Annotated in this window: 16 protein-coding genes and 3 pseudogenes; 10 read left to right on the top strand and 9 right to left on the bottom strand. The window is 60.5% G+C overall.

Translation table 11 applies throughout. The annotated features are described in order from the left end of the window. From tssE to tssA, 5 genes are read right to left on the bottom strand one after another with little or no spacing between them, the layout of a single operon-like run. Positions 1-756, bottom strand: a complete 756-nt coding sequence (gene tssE, locus AC0L2V_RS08585; RefSeq protein WP_473520029.1) for a type VI secretion system baseplate subunit TssE — start codon at positions 754-756, stop codon at positions 1-3. Beyond that, positions 743-1,198 carry an Hcp family type VI secretion system effector gene (locus AC0L2V_RS08590; RefSeq protein ID WP_023801311.1) on the bottom strand — a complete coding sequence of 152 codons (456 nt, stop codon included), beginning with the start codon at positions 1,196-1,198 and terminating at the stop codon, positions 743-745. Before AC0L2V_RS08590 ends, tssE begins: the two co-directional genes overlap by 14 nt. Before the next feature lie 49 nt (positions 1,199-1,247). Next, entirely contained in the window at positions 1,248-2,753 is a 1,506-nt protein-coding gene (gene tssC / locus AC0L2V_RS08595; protein ID WP_236378436.1) for a type VI secretion system contractile sheath large subunit, read from the bottom strand. 2 nt (positions 2,754-2,755) lie between these two features. Continuing rightward, on the bottom strand, positions 2,756-3,295 hold the full coding sequence (gene tssB / locus AC0L2V_RS08600) for a type VI secretion system contractile sheath small subunit (protein WP_027154109.1): 540 nt from the start codon (positions 3,293-3,295) through the stop codon (positions 2,756-2,758). A 6-nt stretch (positions 3,296-3,301) separates the two neighbouring features. Beyond that, positions 3,302-4,498, bottom strand: coding sequence for a type VI secretion system protein TssA (tssA, locus tag AC0L2V_RS08605; protein WP_473520030.1), 1,197 nt, complete (start codon positions 4,496-4,498; stop codon positions 3,302-3,304). A gap of 333 nt (positions 4,499-4,831) precedes the next feature. Between tssA and tssH the strand changes: the two genes are divergently transcribed. The 3 genes and pseudogenes from tssH to AC0L2V_RS08620 all read left to right on the top strand — a co-directional run bounded on the left by tssH (position 4,832) and on the right by AC0L2V_RS08620 (position 9,264). After that, positions 4,832-7,597, top strand: a complete 2,766-nt coding sequence (gene tssH, locus AC0L2V_RS08610) for a type VI secretion system ATPase TssH (RefSeq protein WP_473519914.1) — start codon at positions 4,832-4,834, stop codon at positions 7,595-7,597. Between the two features lie 263 nt (positions 7,598-7,860). Next, a pseudogene (locus tag AC0L2V_RS08615) lies at positions 7,861-8,942 on the top strand (sensor histidine kinase). 82 nt (positions 8,943-9,024) lie between these two features. Continuing rightward, positions 9,025-9,264: a hypothetical protein gene (locus tag AC0L2V_RS08620; RefSeq protein WP_473519915.1), complete on the top strand. Its 240-nt coding sequence runs from the start codon at positions 9,025-9,027 to the stop codon at positions 9,262-9,264. Between the two features lie 321 nt (positions 9,265-9,585). On the opposite strand, the gene AC0L2V_RS08625 is transcribed toward AC0L2V_RS08620, so the two are convergent. Then, positions 9,586-10,509, bottom strand: coding sequence for a glycoside hydrolase family protein (locus AC0L2V_RS08625; protein ID WP_473519916.1), 924 nt, complete (start codon positions 10,507-10,509; stop codon positions 9,586-9,588). A gap of 408 nt (positions 10,510-10,917) precedes the next feature. On the opposite strand from AC0L2V_RS08625, the gene AC0L2V_RS08630 reads away from it, so the two are divergent. Beyond that, positions 10,918-12,090, top strand: coding sequence for a glycosyltransferase (locus AC0L2V_RS08630; protein ID WP_473519917.1), 1,173 nt, complete (start codon positions 10,918-10,920; stop codon positions 12,088-12,090). Between the two features lie 2 nt (positions 12,091-12,092). After that, positions 12,093-13,268, top strand: coding sequence for a UDP-galactopyranose mutase (glf, locus tag AC0L2V_RS08635; RefSeq protein WP_473519918.1), 1,176 nt, complete (start codon positions 12,093-12,095; stop codon positions 13,266-13,268). A gap of 83 nt (positions 13,269-13,351) precedes the next feature. Here the strand turns inward: glf and AC0L2V_RS08640 are convergent, their stop codons facing one another. Beyond that, positions 13,352-14,497, bottom strand: coding sequence for a glycoside hydrolase family 1 protein (locus AC0L2V_RS08640; protein ID WP_473519919.1), 1,146 nt, complete (start codon positions 14,495-14,497; stop codon positions 13,352-13,354). 705 nt (positions 14,498-15,202) lie between these two features. Here AC0L2V_RS08640 and AC0L2V_RS08645 point away from each other — a divergent pair. From AC0L2V_RS08645 to AC0L2V_RS08665, 5 genes and pseudogenes are all read left to right on the top strand, one after another. Continuing rightward, the gene (locus tag AC0L2V_RS08645; protein ID WP_473519920.1) at positions 15,203-16,663 is read left to right on the top strand and encodes a glycoside hydrolase 5 family protein; all 1,461 of its coding nucleotides are present in this window, start codon (positions 15,203-15,205) and stop codon (positions 16,661-16,663) included. 1,261 nt (positions 16,664-17,924) lie between these two features. After that, positions 17,925-18,284 carry a hypothetical protein gene (locus tag AC0L2V_RS08650; protein WP_473519921.1) on the top strand — a complete coding sequence of 120 codons (360 nt, stop codon included), beginning with the start codon at positions 17,925-17,927 and terminating at the stop codon, positions 18,282-18,284. A gap of 429 nt (positions 18,285-18,713) precedes the next feature. Next, positions 18,714-19,193: pseudogene (locus tag AC0L2V_RS08655) on the top strand (chemotaxis protein CheB); the annotation flags it as partial. Between the two features lie 260 nt (positions 19,194-19,453). After that, on the top strand, positions 19,454-19,732 hold the full coding sequence (locus tag AC0L2V_RS08660; protein ID WP_473520031.1) for a hypothetical protein: 279 nt from the start codon (positions 19,454-19,456) through the stop codon (positions 19,730-19,732). A 448-nt stretch (positions 19,733-20,180) separates the two neighbouring features. Next, a complete protein-coding gene (locus tag AC0L2V_RS08665; protein WP_473519922.1) occupies positions 20,181-20,705 on the top strand; it encodes a YciE/YciF ferroxidase family protein in 525 nt (174 codons plus the stop codon). 106 nt (positions 20,706-20,811) lie between these two features. Here AC0L2V_RS08665 and AC0L2V_RS08670 read toward each other — a convergent pair whose 3' ends face one another. Further along, positions 20,812-21,222: a hypothetical protein gene (locus AC0L2V_RS08670; RefSeq protein WP_473519923.1), complete on the bottom strand. Its 411-nt coding sequence runs from the start codon at positions 21,220-21,222 to the stop codon at positions 20,812-20,814. 459 nt (positions 21,223-21,681) lie between these two features. Continuing rightward, positions 21,682-22,096, bottom strand: a pseudogene (locus AC0L2V_RS08675) (DUF983 domain-containing protein). Between the last annotated feature and the right edge of the window lie 54 nt (positions 22,097-22,150).

The raw sequence follows: 22,150 nt of genomic DNA on the forward strand, positions 1-22,150 counted from the left end.
TCAGCTTTCCCTGAATTCGGTCCGCGCCAAACCGTTGTCGAGGTTGACTGTCGTGCGCAGGCGCATGCGTTCCGGCGTCGGCGTCATGATCAGCACAGCGTCTATCTCGATCTTCAGGCCCGCACTTTTGTCACCAAGGGTCACCGCTACCTTGGTTGCGCTTTCCTTGAGACGCGGCTCGAACGTGGCAAGAACCGAGCGGATCTCGCGCGCCAGCGCCTCGCGATCAAAGTCGCGCGACGAACGGCCCGAAAACGACGGCACGCCGTAGTTGACCACGCTTCGGCGCACTTCGGGAAAATCGGCCAGCGATGGCGGATTGTCCACAACCTGTTCGTTTTCGAAATCGGAAAGAAGCGGGACAGCTTCGAAGCGCTCGGTGTTGAACAAGGCCTCGATGTCGCGCCGCACCGCCTCCCTGAGGACGCGGGCCGATACGACCACGCCACGGCTTTCGATCTCGGCGCGGTGTTGGGTCTGAAAGCCCAGGCGGTGCAGACGCCGCTTCTGATCGGACGTCAGCTCCGCGTCGGCGTCGATAAGCCGCGCGCTGCCGGCAAGCAGCGTGTCCAGCCGGTCAGCGCCCAGCTCGTCCTGCAAGGTCTGGCGCAGCCCGTCGATCTCGGAGGTGACGCCCGGCAGGTCGTTGACGAGGCGGTCCCAAAGAGAGGGCTGGACCGCCTCGCGTTTCGCCCGCGAACTGCCGGTAACCTGCAGCTTGTCGGCGCCGGGCCGCCGCGCCTCACTTGCCGACATAGACATCCATTTCGATTTCGTCATCCTTGTCATAGACGAACTTGATCTTCTTGTAGGCGAAGCTGACCTCCTCCTCGATCAGGTCTTCCTCGTCCTCGGCCTGCGACATGTCGTATTCCATGATCGAGGCGTCGGTCAGGGTGACGACCAGATAGTCGCTGGTCTCGCCATCGATGGTCCGGCGGGCGGAGAACACCACTTCGTCCAGCGCCTTGTTGTCGAATAGCGCCTTTTTCAGATAGGGCGAGGACTTGTCATAATGCTTGGTGAACTTGATCATCCCCAGCGACACGCGACCGCGGCGTGAGAGCGAATTCGGATCGTATGGCGCGATTATCTTGTAATCGACCCCGTGGACTTCGATCTCGTCCTCATGGCCGTCTCGAACGCTTGGCCCTTTGATATCCGGAACTTTTAGAAAACCATCAATTTTCACGGGCATTGTCTTCCTCCAGCGTTTTCAAAACAAAACAGGATTATGTTGCTGCAAATCAAGCCTTTACGGACGGAAGTTCCGACACCAGCCGAAGCGAGGCGTTGATGCCCTCCAACTGGTAATGCGGGCGCAGATAGAAGCGGGCGTTGTAGTAGCCCGGCCGCCCCTCGACGCTGTCCACCTGGACTTCTGCGGCGGCAAGCGGGCGCTTGGCGCGCGCCTTGTCGTCGGCAAAGGCCGGGTTGGCCAGCACGTATCGGTTGATCCACTCGGTCAACCAGATCTGCATGTCCGACCGCTCCTTGAACGACCCTATCTTGTCGCGCGCGATAGCCTTGAGGTAATGCGCAAACCGGGAAACCGGGAAGAGATAGGGCAGGTTGGCGCTCAGCCGCTCGTTCGACTGCGCGTCGGGATCGACCAGCCGGCCGGCGCGGGTCTCGTCGTCCTGCAGCGAATGCGCGCCGATGAAAGCCGCCAGATCCGTGTTCTTGCGGTGCAGGATGGGCATCAGGCCGAGCTTGGCCAGTTCCGCCTCGCGCCGGTCGTCGATGGCGACTTCCGTCGGACATTTCATCGCCACCGATCCGTCGTCGGTGGGAAAGGAGTGCACCGGCAGGTTGATGACCGTGCCGCCATTCTCGACGCCGCGGATCTGCGTGCCCCAGCCATAGAGCTTGTGGCTGCGGTTTATGTTCACGCCCATCGGGAAGGCGGCGTTCATCCAGACATATTTGTTGTGGTCGCCCTGGACCTCTTCCTCGAAGGTGAAACCCTTCACCGGAACGGTATCCGTGCCGTAGGGAAGCCGTGCCAGGACACGGGGCATCGTGAGGCCGATATAGCGCGCATCCTCGCTCTCGCGCAGCGATTGCCACGAGGCGTAGGCGGCGTTGGAGACGATCTGCTGCAGATCCTGCGGGTTCGGCAGTTCCTGCCAGCTGTCCATGCGGAACAGGCGCGGCGAGGCCGCCGCGATGAACGGCGTGTGCGCCGAGGCGCAGACGCCCGAGATGTTGCGCAACAGGCCGACGTCACGCGGGTGGTTGGAGAATTCGTAGGCGCCGATCAGGCAGCCGATCGGCTCGCCGCCCAGCATCGAATACTCGTCCGTATAGACCTTCTTGAAGATCGGGCTCTGGTCCCACATCTGGCCTTCATAGTCTTCAAGCGTGTCGGCGAGCTGCTCCTTGGAAATGTTCATCACCCGGATCTTCAGCTTCTGATCCGTCTCGGTGTTGTTGATGAGATACCAAAGGCCGCGCCATGTGCCTTCCATTTCGCGCACTTCCGGCGCGTGCAGGATCTCGTTGACCTGCTCCGACAGCATCTTGTCGATGCCCGCGATCAGCGACTTGATCGACTTGATCGCGTTGGACGAGATGGTCGTGGTGTCGGATCGCGACTGTGCCGCCAGCGCGAGATTGCGAACGAGTTGCTGCAGCTTCTCGCTGTCGTCCTTCTTGACCTTGAAATCCTTTTCCAGGAGCCCGCTGAATTCTCCGAGATCGATGGTCTCCGCCTCGGCGGCGACGGCTGCGGTCTTTTGCTGTTCGGCCATGACTACACCTCAACCTTGTCTTCGTCCGACAATGCCTGGCTGGCGATTTTGCCAAGAAGCGGCTCGTTGTTCAAAAGCTGCGCTATGCGCTTTTCGGCGTCGACGCGGCCATCCATGAAGCCGAGCAGTTCTTCGAGCTGGCGACGCATCTTGAGGATCTCGGCCAGTTGCGGGACTTGCTCGGCAATCTTGTCCGGGGCGAAGTCGCCCATCTTGGTGAAGGTAAGATCGAGTGCCAGCTCTTCGTCCCGCTCGGCGCCCTCCGCCTGGGGCAGCGTATTCTTCACGCGGGCTTTGACGCGCGGCCCAAGCGCCTCCATGAAACGCGGGAAGCGGTTCGCGTCGGTCTCGACAAAGGAGCGGTCCAGCACCGACTTCATCGCTTCCTTGGTCTGTGAAGCGCCGGAAAGATCGGCCATCACTCCCATGACGAACGGCAATTCGATCGTCGTCGGGCTGCCATAGGTTTCCACGTCATAGGCGATCTGCACGCGCGGAGCGCGGTTCCGTTCGATGACTTTCGCTTTGCTTTCAGCTGCCATGGCTCGTTACCTTTCATCCTTCTGGGCCGTCTTCTTGGCATCGGGAACGCCGGCAAGCAGCCGGAATTCCTTCAGCCCCGACGGGGCGAGATCTTCCATCAGTTCAACGAAATCCATATGCACCATCCGGCGCACCCGGCGGGCCAGGTGCGGGATCGGGCTCGACGGTTCGGTGCGGTCATAAAAGGCGACGACGAGGTCGAGGCATTTCACGACGTCGTCGCGCGAGGAAATCCGCTCCGGCAGCCCCGTGCCCGGTTCCGCGTAACTCGCCATACTTGCCATAGTATCGGCTCCATGACCCTTTTGAGCAGGCATTTGACCGTTTCGAGCAGGCATTTCCGGATCTGCAGTCGTGGGGGCTGGCTCGGCCGCGCCGTTCGTCGCGGTCTCGATTGCCGAATTCCGTTCGAGGGTCGACAGCAAACGCTGCAGAAACCGTTTCAATTCCGGAACAGCGGCGCCACCGCCCTGCAGACGGCCGTTGAGAGCCGTCTCGACCGCATCAAGAGCCGTGATCGCCGCATGAGCATCGGCAATGAGCGACATCATCTCCGCATTGGCTTGATCGGCCTGCGCCTTGCACCCGCTATGAACCCGGTTCAGCAGTTGACCGTGCGCGCTGGCCAGCGTTGCCTTTTCCGCCGCATTCAGTCCCGAAGCCGCTTCCAGAAGCATGACCCGCTCGTCGAGTGCGGCTTGTTCCAGATCGCGTCCGCTGATCGGTCCCATAGGGCGCGGCGCGAAGAAAATCATTCGCCGCAAGTCCGCCAGCAGCCCGTCCTGGCCGTTCTGGAGGTCGAGCAGGGCGTTGATGCGACGCAAGGCGGCTTCGCGTGGTGAAGCACTGGGCCGCAGGGCCGGGTGCATGGTCTCCCAATGCTGATCGAAGCTCCGCGCAACAAGGGTCAGGCCATGTGCGAGCCCGGCGAGCCGCTGCTCATTGGCCAGCGCGCGCGTGACAATGACGAGCAGGCGCAGATCCCGGCCATGCGCACGCAATTCCTCCGCCTTGTCGAGGACGGCAGGCCAGTCGACCGGAATGGTGCTTTGCGACGAGGGCTGGTTGTGGCCGCCATGGACGACCTTGACCTGCGGCTCGGTGAGACGCTCCAGCTCATGAAAGGCTGGATCGTTGCGCAAATCCTCCCCTGACGGATTTTCACCGTCCAGCGGATTCAGCCAGAGTGCGAGATCAAGCACACCATCCCCCAGCGCGCGGCTCGTGGGCCGTGCCTGACCCAACGTTACCACGCTGCGACACTTTACCACAATTTAGTTGATGCTCAATCTTAATACGAGCCTGCAACCGGCGCGCTGGGCTCAAAAGTGCTGGCGGATTTGTCGAACCCTGTCGGTGAACGCATCGCCAACAGGCGCGGCGTTCGATGGCGTTGCAGCCGATGGCGCCGGCGCCTGCCGGGACGGAAGAAATCGACTGAATCGCACACCCGGACGCCCCGCTCATAAACGCTCTTTGTCAAGTCGCTGCTTATGTGGCAGTTTGTTGGCTGGCAGATTGGAGGGGCAAGTTCGATGGAACAGCGCCGGTCGTCGCAGAGCTTTAAACGCAAGGAACTGGTCGGCAAGCTCAACCCCATCTGTTTGCGCGCCTTCAAGGCTGCGGCCGACACCGCCAAGCTGCGCGGCAATCCTTATGTCGAGCTCGTTCACTTCATCGAGCAGCTGGTGCTTTCAGAGCGATCGGATGTGCAGCTGATACTGGCAGACGCCGGGGTGGATGCGAGCCGGCTCACGGCCGATATGACCCGCGCCGTCGACAAGCTGCCTTACGGCGCCACTTCGATCGAGGAATTTTCCGATCATATCTTTCACGCCATCCAGGAGGCCTGGGGCCTGGCGGGACTGGAATTCAGCGTCGAGGAAGTGCGCAGTGCGCATATTCTGCTCGCCTGCCTGAAGACGCCGGTGCTGGAAGGCCTGCTGTCGAAGATCAGCGGCGAATTCGACAAGATCGATGCGCAGGCCGTTATTGCGCGGTTCGCGGACGTCATGGAGGGTTCGCTCGAAGCCGGCGCCTCGACTGCGGTTGCCGCCGCCGAAACACCGCGGCGGGCTCCGGGCGCGGATTCGGCGCTGGCCAAATATGCCACCGACCTGACCCAGCGCGCCCGCGACGGCAAGATCGATCCGGTCGTCGGCCGCGATCCCGAGATCAGGCAGATCGTCGATATCCTGATGCGGCGCCGGCAAAACAACCCGATCCTGACCGGCGAGGCGGGGGTCGGCAAAACCGCGGTCGTCGAGGGCTTTGCCTTGCGCATTGCCGAGGGCGACGTGCCGCCGACGCTGCAGGGCGTCAGCGTGCGCATGCTCGATGTCGGCCTGATGCAGGCGGGCGCCAGCGTAAAGGGCGAATTCGAAAAACGGCTGAAGGCGGTCATTGACGAGGTGCAATCCTCGGAAACGCCGGTCATCCTCTTCATCGACGAAGCGCACACCTTGATCGGCGCCGGCGGCGCGGCAGGAACCGGTGATGCGGCCAATCTGCTGAAGCCGGCGCTGGCGCGCGGTGAGCTTCGCACCATTGCAGCAACGACCTGGGCCGAATACAAGCAGCACATCGAGAAGGACCCGGCGCTTACCCGTCGCTTCCAGGTCGTCAAGATAGATGAGCCGTCGGAAGCGGTCGCCGTTCTCATGCTGCGTGGTGTCGCCGGTGTTCTTGAGCAGCATCACAAGGTGCAGATACTCGATGAGGCGATCGAGGCGGCGGTCAGCCTCTCCCACCGCTACATCCCGGCGCGGCAACTGCCCGACAAGGCGGTGAGCCTTCTCGACACCGCCTGCGCCCGTGTCGCCATTTCGCAGCATGCCACCCCGGCCGAGGTCGAGGACATCATGCGCCGCCGCCAGGCGCTGGAGGTCGAGCGCGCCATCATCGGCCGCGAGGCAGCGATCGGCATCGACGTGGCCGACCGGCAGGCTCGGGTCGAAACCGGGCTTGCCGAGACCGAACTCACGCTTGCTGCCGCGCAGCAACGCTGGGATCGGGAAAAGGCGCTGGTTGGCGAGATACTCGAACTGCGCGCCAGGCTGCGCGGCGAGGGTGTGCCGCTCGACGCCGTGGAGCCTTCGGGGGCGGTGGCCGAAACCGCAGATGCCGAAGTATCTGAGATCAAAGCGCCCGAACCCGATGCGCCCGAAACCGATACGGAAGCAACGGCCGCTGCCGGTCCTTCTCCACCCGACCCGGCTGCCGATCTCGCGCGGCTGCGCGAGCTCATGGCCGAACTCGCAGAAGCGCAGGGCGAGACGCCGCTGATCCTGCCGTCTGTCGACCGCAACGCCGTGGCGGCGGTGGTGCAGGACTGGACCGGCATCCCGACTGGCCGGATGCTGTCGAGCCAGACCGAAAAGGCGCTGCGGCTCGCCGTCACGCTGTCCGAGCGCGTGGTCGGTCAGGATCACGCCATGGAAATGATTGCCAAGCGCGTGCAGACCAGCCGCGCCGGGCTCGGCGCGCCCGAAAAGCCGGTGGGGGTGTTTTTGCTCTGCGGTCCCTCGGGCGTCGGCAAGACCGAAACCGCGCTGGCCCTGGCCGAGACGCTCTATGGCGGCGAGCAGAACCTCATTTCGATCAACATGTCCGAGTTCCAGGAGGCGCATACGGTCTCAACCTTGAAGGGCGCGCCACCCGGATATGTCGGCTACGGCAAGGGCGGCATCCTCACCGAGGCGGTCCGGCGCAAGCCCTATTCGGTGATCCTGCTTGACGAGGTCGAGAAGGCGCATCCGGATGTGCACGAAATCTTCTTCCAGGTCTTCGACAAGGGAATGATGGACGACAGTGAAGGCCGCCGGATCGATTTCAAGAATACGCTGATCCTGCTCACCTCGAACGTTGGCTCCGAAGTCATCATGGACCGGACCAGCAGCGGCACCGTGCGGGCGGGGCTCGACGATCTCGACACAGCATTGCGCGCCCCGCTGCTGAAGGTTTTCCCAGCGGCCTTTCTTGGCCGGGTGGTGACCATCCCTTATTACCCGCTCTCGGACATGATGATCGAAGCGATCACCCGCCATCAGTTCGCCAAGATCGCCCGCCGCCTGCGCTCGAGCAACGATGCCGAGTTGGTGATCGGTGACGGTGTCATGGATCTGGTCAAAGCCCGCTGCACCGAGATCGAATCCGGCGGGCGAATGATCGACGCCATTTTGACTAACACGCTTCTGCCGGAGTTGAGCCGTGGCGTGCTGAACCGGTCGCTCGAGGGCGAGAAGATGACGAAGGTGACGGTTGGAGCCTCCGAAGGAGGTTTCACCTATTCCTTCGAATAGCTGGGCAGCAATCTCTGGCTGATCCGAGCCGTAGGACCCCGATTCACTCGGCGGACCGGAGCGGCTGCGCGGTGGGTTTCGCGGAGCCACTGGCCCGCCGTCAGCATGCCGGAGCCGCCGATCGGAAGATGTCGTTCTACCCACGGCCGTTGCGCGAGGCACGTCTTATGGTCAGATGCCTGACACCGTTCGATGCAGCTCCAGCTTTGGCGATGGCGGGCGCACTGCATTATTGATATTGTACGCCCAGAACAGGCGCGCAAATGACATCCACTTCAGAGAAGGCCGATGCGGTCGAGCAGTTGCTTGACACACCTGAACTCGCAACCGCACTGGAAAGCGAACAGTTTAAGAAATTCCTTGACCAGGTGCCGATCGCCATAGCCGTTGCGGATCTGGCCGCTGAGGAGCGTGTAGTCTACGCCAATCCGGAGTTCGAGAAACTGTCAGGCCTGACGGTCGCTAGGCTAACTCGAGAAAACTGGTCGGCCCTTTCGGGCACAGGCCTCTATCAGCAGAAGGACCGCCCGTTGGCCGAGGCCGTGGTCCGGGAGACCGATTTGGTCGGCACCTACAGGCTGGAGCACAACGAGGACAAGCTGCCGATCGTCGACGTTTATTCCAATGTCATCGAGGACGACAACGGCAAGATCTGCTTCCGGTTGGTGGCGCTGGTCGACGTATCCGCCCATGGCGAAGCGGCGGATCAGCCCTCGGTGGAGGAGCGTGTCAGCGAGAAAGACACGCTGCTGCGCGAACTGCAGCACCGGGTGAAGAATAACCTGCAGATGATCACCGCCCTGATACGGCTTGAAAGCCGCAATGCGACTGAGGCCGACCGGAGACGGTTTGAACGGCTCGCCGGTCGCGTCGACGCCCTGGCGATCCTCTACCAGACGCTGACGGCCGACGAGCAGAAGGAAGAGGTCGATCTTGGCGTCTATCTCAGCCAGATCGCGCCGCGGTGATGAGCTCGCATGCAGTCGAGGGGATCCGCCTCGATATGAGGGTGGACACATATCCGGTGTCAATCAACGTCGCCATGCCGGCTGGACTGGTGGTCAACGAATTGCTGACCAATTCGCTAAAACATGCTTTCCAGGGGCGCGAAGGCGGCACGATAACGCTGCACAGCATCGTCGATGGCGACGGCTGCCGGGTCATAGTGGCTGACGACGGAATTGGACTGCCGGAAGGCGAGACGTGGCCCAAGCCAGGCAAGCTTGGAGCCCTGATCGCGCACTCGCTGACCGAGAACGCCAAGGCGCGGCTCGCGGTCGACTCGAGCGCCGGCAAAGGGACGAAGGTCACCATCGTCTTTAAACGATCAGTGGCAGCAAGCTGAAAATTCCCATTTCGCGCGTCGGTTGCATCGCCGCCCCAGACACGCTACTATCACCTTCTCGCATTCCCGGGGGGGAAGGTGGATGAGCATCGTCCATAGGGTCGGCCCAGTTCTAGATCAGGCGATTGCCGCAGTCCTCAACAGGGCCGGCTATGGCGACACCGTCTCGGTCACAACGGCATTGAACCAGGTTCGGCAGGCTGCACCTGGATTGGTCGCATCCAATGACGATCTGACCGAAGCTATCCTCGAAGTCGCTGCTGCCCTGGGCCTGTTGGTGGCTTTCGATGAGCACGAGCAGTATCCGCTCAATCCCGCTTAGTAATCCGATCACCGCTCGGAAGGTCTAGCGAAATAATCCGCCCCCTAAGGGAACCCTTTAGCAATCGGCGAGTTGCGTTCAGAGCTAAAGGTGACCGTCATGGCAACTCGAGAGAGCGAACGCGGCTTCCGAGAGCTGGTCCGTTCGGAAGACAATCGTCGCAGACTACGCAAGCGATTAGGACTGGACGGAGATGAAACCCTGTCGCCGAGGCTTGCCGCACTAGCTTTGAAGCTTCAGAAGGAGCTTGAGCTGCGAGAGCAAGAGCTGGCCGACGAGAACCCCCAATCGCCCTGAAGTTCGTCATGGCACCTCGTCCTGCTAGGCCACTCGCGAAACCGCTTGCTGATCCAGGTCGCATCTAGCCAGTCCGAAACGCCAGCGATGGTTCGTTGCCTCACGTCTGCTCTGGTAGAACAAGGTCAGTTTCCCGCCCTCGATCATCACCGTCGAATGGCCGTTTTCCCCAGGCTCACCAGGATCGAGCACGGGGCCGATCGAGACGTAGGGACCCTGGACGTCCTCGGCTATGGCGAAGAATACGCGCTGACGACTTCCGCGCGGACCGTCGGGAAGGAAGCAGGTGGCGTTGAGAAGCACGCGACCGTCAGGCAATTCGACCAGTTGGGCGCCCTCGATCCCCCATTCGTAGTCCGGATGCTCGCGCGCATTGTGATGGGGAACGTCGAGATGATCCAATATCTTGCCGAGACGTCTCCATGGCCCGAACCAGGAATCGGATTGGCTGCGCGCCAGATAGACGTCAGGCTGCGGCACCCTGGTGAATTTAGGCATGCCTGAATAGACGATGTAGCGCCTGCCGCCGATAACCGCCGGATGGGGATCGTAGATACCGTCCTCATCGGTGTCCGGCAGCGACAATATTGCCGGATTCAGCACCACCCAGTTGAAGCCATCATTGGAAACCGCATGTTCGCAACGTCCGCCCGACTTCATGAATTCGGTCTGGATAAACATATGGAAGACGCCGCATTCATGAATAACGCCGGGTGCCGCTATGCCTGATCCGGTTACCGCCAAGTCGAGCGCCTCATGCTCAGTCCACGGCCCATAAAGGTCCGGAGCCGTGGCATGCAGTATCCTCCAGCTCTCGGTCGTGACGGTGCCGCTTGAGCCGAAGACATGCCAAAGCGTGCCGTCGAACACCGGACAAGGATCCTTCAGGTCATCCACGACCTGCGGGTGAAACAACGGAAAGACGTTGGTTTCGAAGTTAAATTTCATCTCTTGGCTCGCTCACGGTGTGTTTCGTCGGCGGTCGCGGGCCCGTGCGCCACTCGGCCGAATCGATTCACAGACAGTTAACTTATAGCTCCCCCGATTAACGCTTGTTGAACGAGCAAACGTTCTCAACCGTTTTGTGGCAACGCGCCACATTTGTTGAGTTCACGCGTGGCCGAGGCGCCCGCGTGGTCAGGATGGTTCGGGCATCTGTGGCTGGCCGCTCCATTCATCGGTGGATCAATCGCGCAAGTGCGGCGTCACTGCTCGGACACGCACGCAGTTCAACTCTGTGGAACAACTTACTTCAATGAAAGTTAGATGTGTGCCTACGGGCCTCAGGTCGAACGAGCCTCGATTAACATATGTTACTTCGAGTGGATAGCGCACTATAACGAAGGGATAACTTGTATGGAAATGGCGGGCGGAAAGCAAATAGCACCTAACATACTCGTAAAATCGTCAATCTTACTTTGCTTTTCTCACCTAAGATGGAATTTCGTACACCAACGCCCACAGCACATTCTGACGCTCGCTTCAAAACAGCAGCAGCTAATTTACTTTGAGGAACCGGTCTTCGAGGAAAGACACTACCCCTTCATGCGGGTGAAAGATGAGACGCCGATGATCCGAACCGTAACCCCGGTTCTTCCGGCCGGCATCTCCGCAACAAAGGCGGACGCCATCCAGCGCAGGTTCGTCGACCAGATCCTCACCTCAGCCCCGCACGACCGGCTCACCGTATGGTACTACACGCCGATGGCGCTGCGTTTCAGCGATCATCTTCGCTACGACGTTTGCGTCTATGACTGCATGGATGAACTCTCCGCCTTCAAGAACGCGCCGGCAGAGTTGACGCAGATGGAAAAGGCGCTGTTACAGCGCGCGGATGTCGTCTTCACGGGCGGACAGAGCTTGTACGAGGCCAAACGATGCCTCCACAAGTCGATTTTTCCGTTCCCAAGCAGCATCGACGTGGCGCATTTTCACAAGGCAAGACAGCCCGGCGATGACCCTGTAGACCAGGTCGACATACCTCACCCGAGAGTTGGCTTCTTCGGCGTGATCGACGAGCGGCTCGACATCGAGATGATCGCACAGGCGGCTGCGGCAATGCCCGACGTGCATTTCGTCATGCTCGGACCGGTGGTCAAGATCGACCCGCTCAGCCTGCCGCGCGCAGCTAACTTGCATTGGCTGGGTGCCAAGTCCTACGCCGATCTGCCTCGCTATCTCAGGCACTGGAGCGCCGGTTGGATGCCCTTCGCGCTCAATGAGGCGACACGCTACATCAGCCCGACCAAAACTCCCGAGTTCCTGGCGGCCGGACTGCCGGTGGTGTCCACGGCGATTGTGGATGTCGTGCGCACCTATGGTGCGGAAGGCCTGGTCGATATCGTCGACGCCGAAGATCTCGAACCCAAGCTTCGGTCTGTTTTATCGCGCCCGCGCGACTTCCTGCTGAACAAAGTCGACGCCTACCTCGCCAACATGTCGTGGGAGCGGACGTGGGAGGCAATGGCTGCCCACATCCAGCGCGCCTATGCCATGAAGAGCATTGTGCCGTTGCGCCGGGGAGCCTGACCATGTTCGAGTGGCTCATTGTCGGTGCCGGCTTCGCCGGCAGCGTGCTTGCTGAACGCATCGCATCGCAACGGCATGAAAGCGTTCTGCTCATCGACCGGCGAAATCACGTCGGCGGCAACGCTTATGACTGTTACGACGAGGCGGGAATTCTGATCCACCGCTATGGGCCGCATATATTCCACACCAACGCCCAATCGATCATCGACTATCTCTCGCAATTCACCGAATGGAGGCCTTACGAACATCGCGTACTGGCTTCGGTCGACGGAAAACTGCTGCCGATACCGATCAACCTCGACACCATTAATCGCCTGTACGGCCTTGAATTGACATCCGAGCAGTTGGAGGAGTTCTTCGTTTCTCGGCGGGAAACGGTCGAAGAAGTTCGCACCGCCGAAGACGTGGTTGTGAGCACCGTCGGCAGGGAACTCTACGAAAAGTTCTTTCGCGGTTATACGAGGAAGCAGTGGGGTGTCGATCCGGCCCAGTTGAGCAAGTCGGTGACGGCGCGGGTCCCTACCCGGACCAACCGCGATGACCGCTACTTTGGCGACCGCTTCCAGAATATGCCGGCTGGCGGGTATACACGCATGTTCCAGCGCATGCTGGACAAGCCAAAGATCAAGATCATGCTGCAAACCGACTATCGCGAAATTCGCGACACGATCCCCTTTCAGCGCATGATCTACACCGGGCCGATCGATGAATATTTCGATTGGAGCCTTGGTCGTCTACCTTATCGGTCACTGCGGTTCGAGCACGTGACGCTTGACTGCGAGCATTCTCAACCGGTCGCGGTAGTCAATTATCCGCAGACGGAAAACTATACCCGCATCACCGAGTACAAGCATCTGACCGGCCAGCAGAACCCGAAAACCAGCCTGACCTACGAATATCCAACCGATATCGGAGATCCCTATTATCCGGTGCCACGGGCGAAAAACGAGGCGCTATACAAACGTTATGAAGCACTGGCTGCCGCGTGCCCCGACGTCTGGTTCGTCGGGCGCCTGGCGACGTACCGCTATTACAACATGGATCAGGTCGTCGGCCAGGCCTTGGCGACGTTCGCGCGAATTCAACAAAGCCTGCCGGCAAATGGCGTGGCGCAGCTGCCAACGCAGCGAGCGACGCTCGAATCGTCGGGCAGGGCTCGCGGCGAACATCCATACTGATCTCGGATAGTGGTAGCCAAGGCGTGCCTTGCCGCGATCCGCCGCGAGAAGTGGCCAACGTCGCGCCTTTTTTTCGACGGCTACTAAACACCTGCCGTGAACAATGCGCGCTGGCGCTCCAATTCATTTGCAACCGGCTGGCGAAGACTGCGCGAACCGTCGGCATGTATCGTCGAGAACAAGCCAACTTCCGCGTGGCGCGAATTGTCCCAGCCGGGATACGCGGTCACCGGGTAAAGGCATATGCCCTGGACCGGCGTACCAAGGCTCATCGCGCCGCGGACCTCATCGCAAACATAGTGGAGCCATGCCGGCCGGCCTGATCCTTCAGCACCCGTCTCGGCGATAAACATAGGTTTCCTGTAGCGCTCAGCGACCTCGACCAACATGTCCGAAAGTGCCCGGTATTCGTGGTGACCCATTGGTATCGTTGGCCCCTGAAAGTACCATTGATTGTGGGGATAAAAGTTGAGCCCGATGACGTCGATACAGTCCTCGCTGCCGCCCAGTTCTGGCTCGGCACGGCCCGTCAGCATGTCATAGGCTTCAAACTGGCCCTGACGAACACTTTCTGCGCGCCGCTGCTCGGCGCGAGTGCGGTCGCGAGGAGCGACATGGATTAGCGGTTCAGCCCAGATGAACCTGCAATCAGGTTCGGCATCCCGCATGGCTTTAACGCCCGCAACCGCTGCCCTCACAAGCTGCCGCTTGAACCATCCCCGCTTCTTAGGCCCCACGCGCGGGAAATAGCCGACCTCTATCGCCCATGAAAAGAATGAGATTTCATTGATGGGACATACCAGGGGAGCTGTCCCTGCAACTGAGCGGTGAACCCGGACAGCCTCAGCGGCGAATCGCACATAGGCCTCGGTGAAGCCTGAGCCACCCTGGTCGACATGATCCGGCGAGCCGTAGTGAAAGATATCCCAGATGACCTGCACACCGGCGGCCTGAGCTGCTTCGATCATCGATATCCAACCCGACCAATCGAAAACTCCTGGCGCTGTTTCAATCAGGTGCCAGCGCAAGCCGTCGCGAATCGTGCGAAGTCCAAGGGCAGCACAACTGCGATAGTCGCCGAGGGCGTGCGTGTCGTGTGCAGTCGCGCGGATCAAATCGAGGCGCACTCCGTCGCCGCGCCGATGCGATGAGCACTCGAAACCAGCCATGAAGAAGCTGGCAAACACGGACCGGTACTCGCCTGGCGGACGCGCCGGATTGCTGCTCATACGTGCAACCCCTCGGCCAGGGCTCGCGCCGGCGCTCCCGCCGGGCGGCCGGCCATTGCCAGTCTCGACCGCCACAATTTCCTTCGGGCCTCCATCACGTCGTCCCCTGAGCGGTAAATGCCGTGCAAGCGTAGACTGTTGACCAAGCAAGCGTGAGCGGAGCCGAGTCCAGGTGTTGTCGGTGAGCAGACGTTGACCTCAGGATGAAAGACTGGCGCTCTGAATCCGCGCCTCGCCAATCCGTTGTCGGGCTGGATGATGGAATCCGAGGAAGGAGAAGATCGCACGCACGACAACTATAAAGCTGATGAAATGAAAGCACACGCAATCTCCCCCACAATCTTACCGAACTTGCCTGGGACCGTGAGGTTCCCCTTCGGCTGAAGTTTGTCTGGTCGGGCAGACGACCGCCAACCTGGAATTCTGCCCTTGTCGACGAAGCGACGCACGACACTTCCGCTCCCTCGTCATGTCCGCAGCGATGGTTCTCACATCGCTATCAGAACCGAGCGTGCGTTCTGCGCCTGCAACTTCTCTGGGTGATCGGTCGACATCACCAGCTCCGCGCCGCTCTTGAGGCAAGGCGCCGCTGCGTCGAGACAGGGCATCGATTTACTGCAAAATGGGGCGAAGCCTGCCAAGCCCGGCGAAACATTTTGCCACCGCGGCAGTTATACTGCTCCGCGGACGAAATTCGAGCATGCCTTGAACGACATTAGATTGGCGATACCGCTGGTCGGCGAAGTGGAAGACTCCGCGCCGAGATCGGCTGCGGGCCTGCCTTGGATCAAGATAGCCGGTTCCTATTTCGTCACCGAGGACGGCGAGGCATGGACGCCGATCGGGCAGAATGATGCGGTAAGCTGGCCCGAACTCAATGGTCTGTTCCGGCGCGCCGATATGGCCGGCGTGGAAAATCATCTCCGTTGGCTGAAGGAAAGCGGCGTCACATGCCTCAGGCTGATGCTGGAATATGCCCAGGTTCGCCACCGCTACTTCGAGAAGCCGCAGGGCCGCTTCGTGCCGGCGATGGTGCAATTGTGGGACGACCTCTTTCGTCTTTGCGAAAAGCAGGGCTTAAGAATCCTGCTCACTCCCTTTGATACGTTCTGGCAGTGGCTCCATTGGCGCCACCACCCCTACAACCGCAATAACGGAGGCGTGCTGGACCACCCGTCGCGATTCCTGGTCTGCGCCGAGACGCGCCGCGCGATCAAGGCAAGGCTGGAATTCGTGGTTCGCAGATGGAGCGGCAGCGGAGCCTTCTTCGCATGGGACCTCTGGAACGAGATCCATCCCGAGCAGGCTCAGGGCAGCGCGGATGGATTCGGCGCCCTCATCCATGATCTCAGCGATTTTGTGCGCCGGCTGGAAACGTCACTTTACGGTCGCTCTCACCCGCAGACCGTCTCGCTTTTCGGACCTGAGCTTCGCTGGCGGCCTCACATGCCGCTGCCCGGGCCGATCTTCCGCCACCCCGACCTCGACTTCGCCTCCCTCCATCTCTACGAGGAGGGCACGATCGACGACCCCAGTGACACGGTGGCGCCGGCGCTAGGCATGGCGCGAATCGTCGGACAGGCGCTTGGTGAAATTCTTGACGGCCGCCCTTTTCTCGATTCCGAGCACGGCCCGATCCACTCGTTCAAAGACAAGAAGATCACGCTCCCCGAACCTTTCGACGATGAATACTTCCGCCATTTGCAATGGGCTCACCTGGCGGCGGGGGGTGCCGGTGGCGGCATGCGGTGGCCGAACCGCTCCCCGCACGTGCTCACCCCCGGAATGCGGCGGGCGCAGCGTTCGCTGGCCGACTTCCTGCCTCTGATAGATTGGGTTTCGTTCCGGCGTGTCCATCTCGGCGACAAGATGCGGGTTTCCGGTCCCGACATCGCGCCGGTCGCCTGCGGCGACGATTCCCAGGCAGTGGTCTGGCTGGTTCGCAGCGACACGATCGGGCGAAACGGCATGCTGCGTGCCGGCACTGCGCCCATTCCTGCCGTCCTGGAGTTGCCCGGGTTGGCTCGCGGCACCTATCGCGTGATCGCCTGGGACACCGCGGCCGGCAGGCAAACAGCGGAATGGCAGGCGAATTCGGATGGCTGGCTGAAGCTTGATGTGCCGCCGTTCTCCGCAGATGTCGCACTTGCCGTCCGCCGGATTTAGGCAAGCAACTTCGCGCCGATGCCGATTTCAGTGATCTCCCAAGGCCTGGAGTCTCGTGCCGGCAATGCAGCCGGTCGCGAGGAAGGCGTGTTGCAAACGACGGAGTCGTTTAGGCGGTGAGCTCGCCTAATTGTTGCGCCGTGGTTGCGACCTGAGCCACGCGTATCCAAGGCGCAGGTAGGGCAGGGAAAACATGGCCGGGCCCGAAGTTGGGGTGCCAAAGGAGAGAGGGATGGCGACCACGGCGTCGCAGCATCGGCGTTTCCGCGCCCTCCGATATTCACGGCGCAGAAGGTAAGCGCCCGGCACGCTCGAGGCCGCCCGCAACCGCAGGATTTCGGTGACCGCAGCGGCTTCCCTCGGGGTCTTCAGTCTGCGCGGGGCCTTGCGCGGTCAGCCGCCCGCAGTCTGATCTGGTCGGCCAAGTCCTTTCTTTGTAGCGAGTTTTTGCTTTTCTTTCAGCAGCCGAACGATTGCGTCGACGGGCGGCGCAAGGTCGGGCGCCGACTTGCTGTTCGAGCGCCACAAGTATCCAAAGAATGTTCTCAGTATGCGCATTGTCGTTACCTCCTGGACCACCAAACTTGGCTTGGGCGTTGTTGTTCCTGAACGACGGGCCAAGTCCAAAGGCGAACTCACCACGTGGCAAGCAGGCGGCTGGAGTCTTGGACGGGATAGCCGTTCTGGAACTCGTTCCTCCAGAACTCAGCCGTGATCGCTCCCGGTTGCGGACGCTCTTTTATTCTTCCGACCTGGAATTCGGGGAGACGGTCGAGGAGGCTTGGCTGAATAGTCCGAGGGCAGGTTGTGGCGGTTGGCAGGGGCGCAGGTGCCTTGGCGATCACCGAAAGCTGAAGGAGCGGTGCGTCCCGCCCCTCCGAATGGCGCTACTGGGCCGCATGTTCGACTGGCCAAAGGTCGAGGCTCAATCTGGAAAACGACGTGAAGTGCTCGCGTCTCGGATTGTGGCAAATTGCATGGCAGAAGGGCGGACGAGTAGAGCTTCTTTGCGAGACGACCGTTAGGACGGGCTTGTCAGTGTGTCTTTCGTTTGGGTCGGGCAGCACTTTGACCTTGTGATGAACCCCTCTCCGATCAGCCCGCGTCCTTCCCATTCCCTCGGGGCGCGGGCTTCTTGTTTTTGTTGGGTGGCCCGTGGAGCGGCGCGGCTAAATGCGCGGCGGGCCTTTTTTGTTTCTGTGTGGAACTTCGGCGCGGACTGAAAGTTTCATTCGTGCAGCTGCGACATGGATGACTCCCGATGAGCCCGCGTCCTTTTTTCCCGAAGGGCGCGGACTTTCTTTCGTGCACAGACACCGGGCGGGTCACGTTTCGCGACATGCAGCGAAATGGCCGCTTGCGCGCCGCCTCAATCGCTCGCATTCCTCCGGAAAGTGCTGAGCAAAACGCACGATGGCAACTTGATGGCAAGTGTATCCCCTCACGAAGTTGCCGGCCGGTTGCGCCACTGCTGGACGAGGCTTATTGGGCGTCACTTCCGGTGATTATCGCGTGCGCTTCGCCCAGCCACAGCTTCCAACCTGTAGTGAATGGATTGGAACACAATCTTGCTGTCCTGGATGACGAAGCTGCCAGCGCCGTCGGTGGCGTCGAATCTTGACGAAGTGGCAGACCAGGTCAGCAGGGCAAAAGGACAACGAACTTATTTGAGACGTGGTTGAACTCACCTTCGGGCAATTGGTCGCGCAGGTAATGGATGACAGTCGGACGGCATCATGGCCAACCAGATTCGAATTGGCAGTCAAGAGGACGATCCTCAGCATGGTTGCGCCTGGGATCCTCCTCGAGATCGCCTGCGGCGCGGGGCCTCAGATGGTCTTCGAAAACCTGCTCTACGGATCGGGCAATTTAAACGCTCCGTTTGTCTCCGCTGTCAAACTGAAGGTGTTGCGGCTTGTTCCTTTACGTCGACAACGGAACGCAGTCACTCTCGGATTCGTTGCAGTGTATGAGCAATGTTGGACACAGGTCGGGTCAAGCTTCGAACGATCAGGGCCGCATTTCAGAATTGCCCGAGAAGATCGAAGGGATGAGCTCTCGAAATCGCTGCATCATCGTGGTCGGAGCCTCGGCCGGCGGCGTCGAGGCACTGAAGCGGCTCGCGACTTATCTACCGCCCGATCTTACCGCTGCTGTCTTCGTGGTGCTCCACGTGGGCCAGACGAGCTATCTCCCGGAGATCCTTGGTCGGGCTGGCCCTCTCAAGGCGATCAAGGCGAAGAGCGGGGAGCAGTTCGAGCGGGCGCGCATCTATGTGGCTTCACCCGGTTTCCATCTGCTGCTTCACCACGATCACATGCTGCTCCGGCGGGGCCCTCGCGAAAATCTCGCCCGGCCGGCGATCGATCCTCTCTTCCGGTCGGCCGCATGCAGCTATGGAGCTCGGGTCATTGGCGTCCTCCTCTCCGGCAGCTTGTCCGACGGCACTTCGGGTCTCCGGGCAATCAAGGCCGTCGGGGGAGTAACAGTGATCCAGGACCCGCAAGACGCGGCCGTCCCAGACATGGTTCGGAGCGCCCAGCGCCATGTCGAAATCGATCATTGCGTGCCGATCGTCGGAATGGGCGACCTGTTGGCCCGGTTGGCCTCCGAGCCCGCCGGCGAGACGCTTCCTATTCCACCGGGAGTCCGGCTGGAGGCGGCCGTTGCAGCTCAGGAGCACTCCGCTATGTCGAATGAAGATCGTCTCGGCGAACGTTCGTTGTTTGTTTGTCCGGAGTGCCACGGTCCTCTGTGGGAGATCGAGGACGGCGACATGCTTCGCTACCGATGCCACACTGGCATGCCTTCACGTCGGACGCGGTGCTCGAGGCCCAGTCGGCCGAGACTGACCTTTTATTGTGGAGCTTGCTGCGCGCGCATCAGCAGCGGGCGGCATTCACCCGGCGAATGGCCGACCGGGAAAGTGAGTTGGCGCGCGTTGACATGGCGGCAAAGCTGCAGGAACGGTCGAGAGAATACGAAGCGGACGCCGAAGTGATCGAACGAATTCTCGAAAGCAGGCGTGGCATAGTTGCAGAGAATGGCGCGACGACGAAGCAAAACTGATCCGGCCTCGCCAACACGCTGCAGGGAAGGATGCTCGGTGTCCCGTTTTGTCGGATAGGCGCATCGGCCGGCGGCATAGCCGCACTTCCGAAATTCATTCCCGACGCGCACCCGACAGCGGACTCGTCTATGTTGTCAGCATCCCGATGCCGAGCACAAGAGCGAACTGGCGAGCATGATTCAGTGTTGCGCACAGTTGGAATCGGAAGTCGTGAAGGCGATCAAACGGAACCGGATCTATGTGATCCCCGGTCAGCTCGCTCAATCGACCCGGGCGATTGGACCCTCCACCCGCTCGAAGACGGTTACTGCCGTGGTCTAAGAAAGTTTCGTGTTCGGCACTATGAGGACCGTGGATTGCCGATCGGCCCGAAGGAACAAACAGCACCCACTTTGGTTAAAGCTGCGCGTGCCACCAGACACGCGTTTCTCACACTCGGAGACGACGATGGCTACGAAAAAGGAATCGCAAAGCAAGGCCAAGGGCCTCGAAGATCTTTTCCACGACGGACTGAAGGACGTCTACTACGCAGAGCGCAAAATCCTGGCTGCGCTGAAGAAGATGGCGAAGGGTGCCGAATCCGACCAACTGACCGCCGCATTCGAAAAGCACCGCGACGAGACGGAGGCGCAGATCGAACGGCTGCAGCAGGTCTTCGAGATTTTCGGCAAACGGGCACAAGGCAAGACATGTCCCGCGATCGACGGCATCATTGAGGAAGGACAGGAGATACTGGAGGAATTCAAGGAAGCTCCAGCTCTGGACGCTGGTCTTGTGGCGGCGGCGCAAGAGGTTGAACACTATGAGATCGCCCGCTATGGCACCCTGATCACCTGGGCCGGACTGCTCGGCCTAAAGGATGCCGTGCCGCTGCTCGAGGAGACGCTCGAAGAGGAAAAGGCGACTGACGAAGCGCTAACGCAGCTTGGAGAGACCAGCGTCAACGAGAGAGCGATGCAGGAAGCTGCCTAGTTGAGAGAGAACGCGCCTTCGGACAACGGCGGCGCGCCTTTGTCGCCGGTGCTGGCCGGACGGGCGCCAAGCCCGCGGCAGCTCCTGTTCGAGCCTAACATCTCTGTCACGTGAAAATCGATTGAACGAAAGCACGATCGCGTTCGTGCGCTTTGGGAATGGATGTAGCCCGTGTGGGAGGAGGCGGCTGTTTTTTTGCTGTCCGGTGGAACCCGATCTGGCGACAATAGTTCGGTGCGGCAACAAAGCGCTGTGCTGTCGGATCGGGGAGATCAATGCGGGAAAGACAAGCATTCACCGACAAAGAAAAACAAGACAGAAAAGAGCGCACGTCGGATGCTGCGCGAGAATTGATCGAGGTCGAGCGCGCGGCACGAGACGCAAAGACGGCTCGGCTTCGGGAACAACGACTGAGGACTGAAACCGCTCTTCCTCCAGCACCGGCACCGAAACCGAAGAGGAATTGGAAGATCAAGAAGTCGTAATAGCTACGCTGCACCTGGCGCTCTTCAATCATCGGCGGCTGTCTCAAGACGCAGTTTGATTACAGGCTGCGGCGGCTGGTGCTCGGTCCACGACCACCCTGATCCGACCCTTCGATGTAGTCGTAGGCAGCGTCAGATAATTCGCCACGTTTGGTCCTCGCGAGCCCTGCCAATTGCTCTGGACTTCTCTGAGCGGCGGATGCGGATTGTTCCGAACGTGCCTACCCTGGTCTTCAGGAAAACCGATGCAGATTGGGCGCGCAAATACACTGCTCATCGAAACCGCCAGTGAACTCGAGATCGAGAATGCGACTATCGACGGTAAGGCTTCAGGACAACGCCGGTTTACCCAAAGAGTTGAAGAACGGCAAGGCGAAGCAGTGGGCCGGAGGCGGTGAAGCTGCATATCAAGCACCTCCGCGGCGAGCATGACCATATCCGACATGACATGATTCTGCGCTGTGTATCAGCTAGCTCCTGGCCAATACACTTCACGTGTTCGGCGGCTGCTGCCGTTGGCGCTCAGCTTCGGCTGCATGCCATTCTCGGTCGATGGAGCCTTCCTCAGCCTTGTGGAAGTACTGCGAGCAAACTAGCCAGCCTTTGAGCGGCCTTAGCAATGCAACACACGCTCCAACGGTGAGGGGTAAGGTTGTGAGCGCATGCATCCAGTAGGACGGCTCATACGTGAGCTGAAACCATAGTGCGAAAGCCAGCGCCGGGAATGCCACAATCGACATGGAAAAGAAGGCCGGGCCGTCAGCCGGATCGGCGAACGAGAAATTCAAGCCGCATACAACTCCGCGCCAGCTTGGGATAGGTGCTGAACAGATGCCCCTGTTGGCAGCGCGGGCAACGCCCCCTGATACCAGTTAGGACGGGGTTGGTCGTTTCGTTGTAGGTCATCCTCAAAACCACATCACCGCGGCATTGTTCCGAGGCAGGATGCGTCCTCGTTAA

The organism is Mesorhizobium sp. WSM4814 (genome assembly GCF_055811595.1).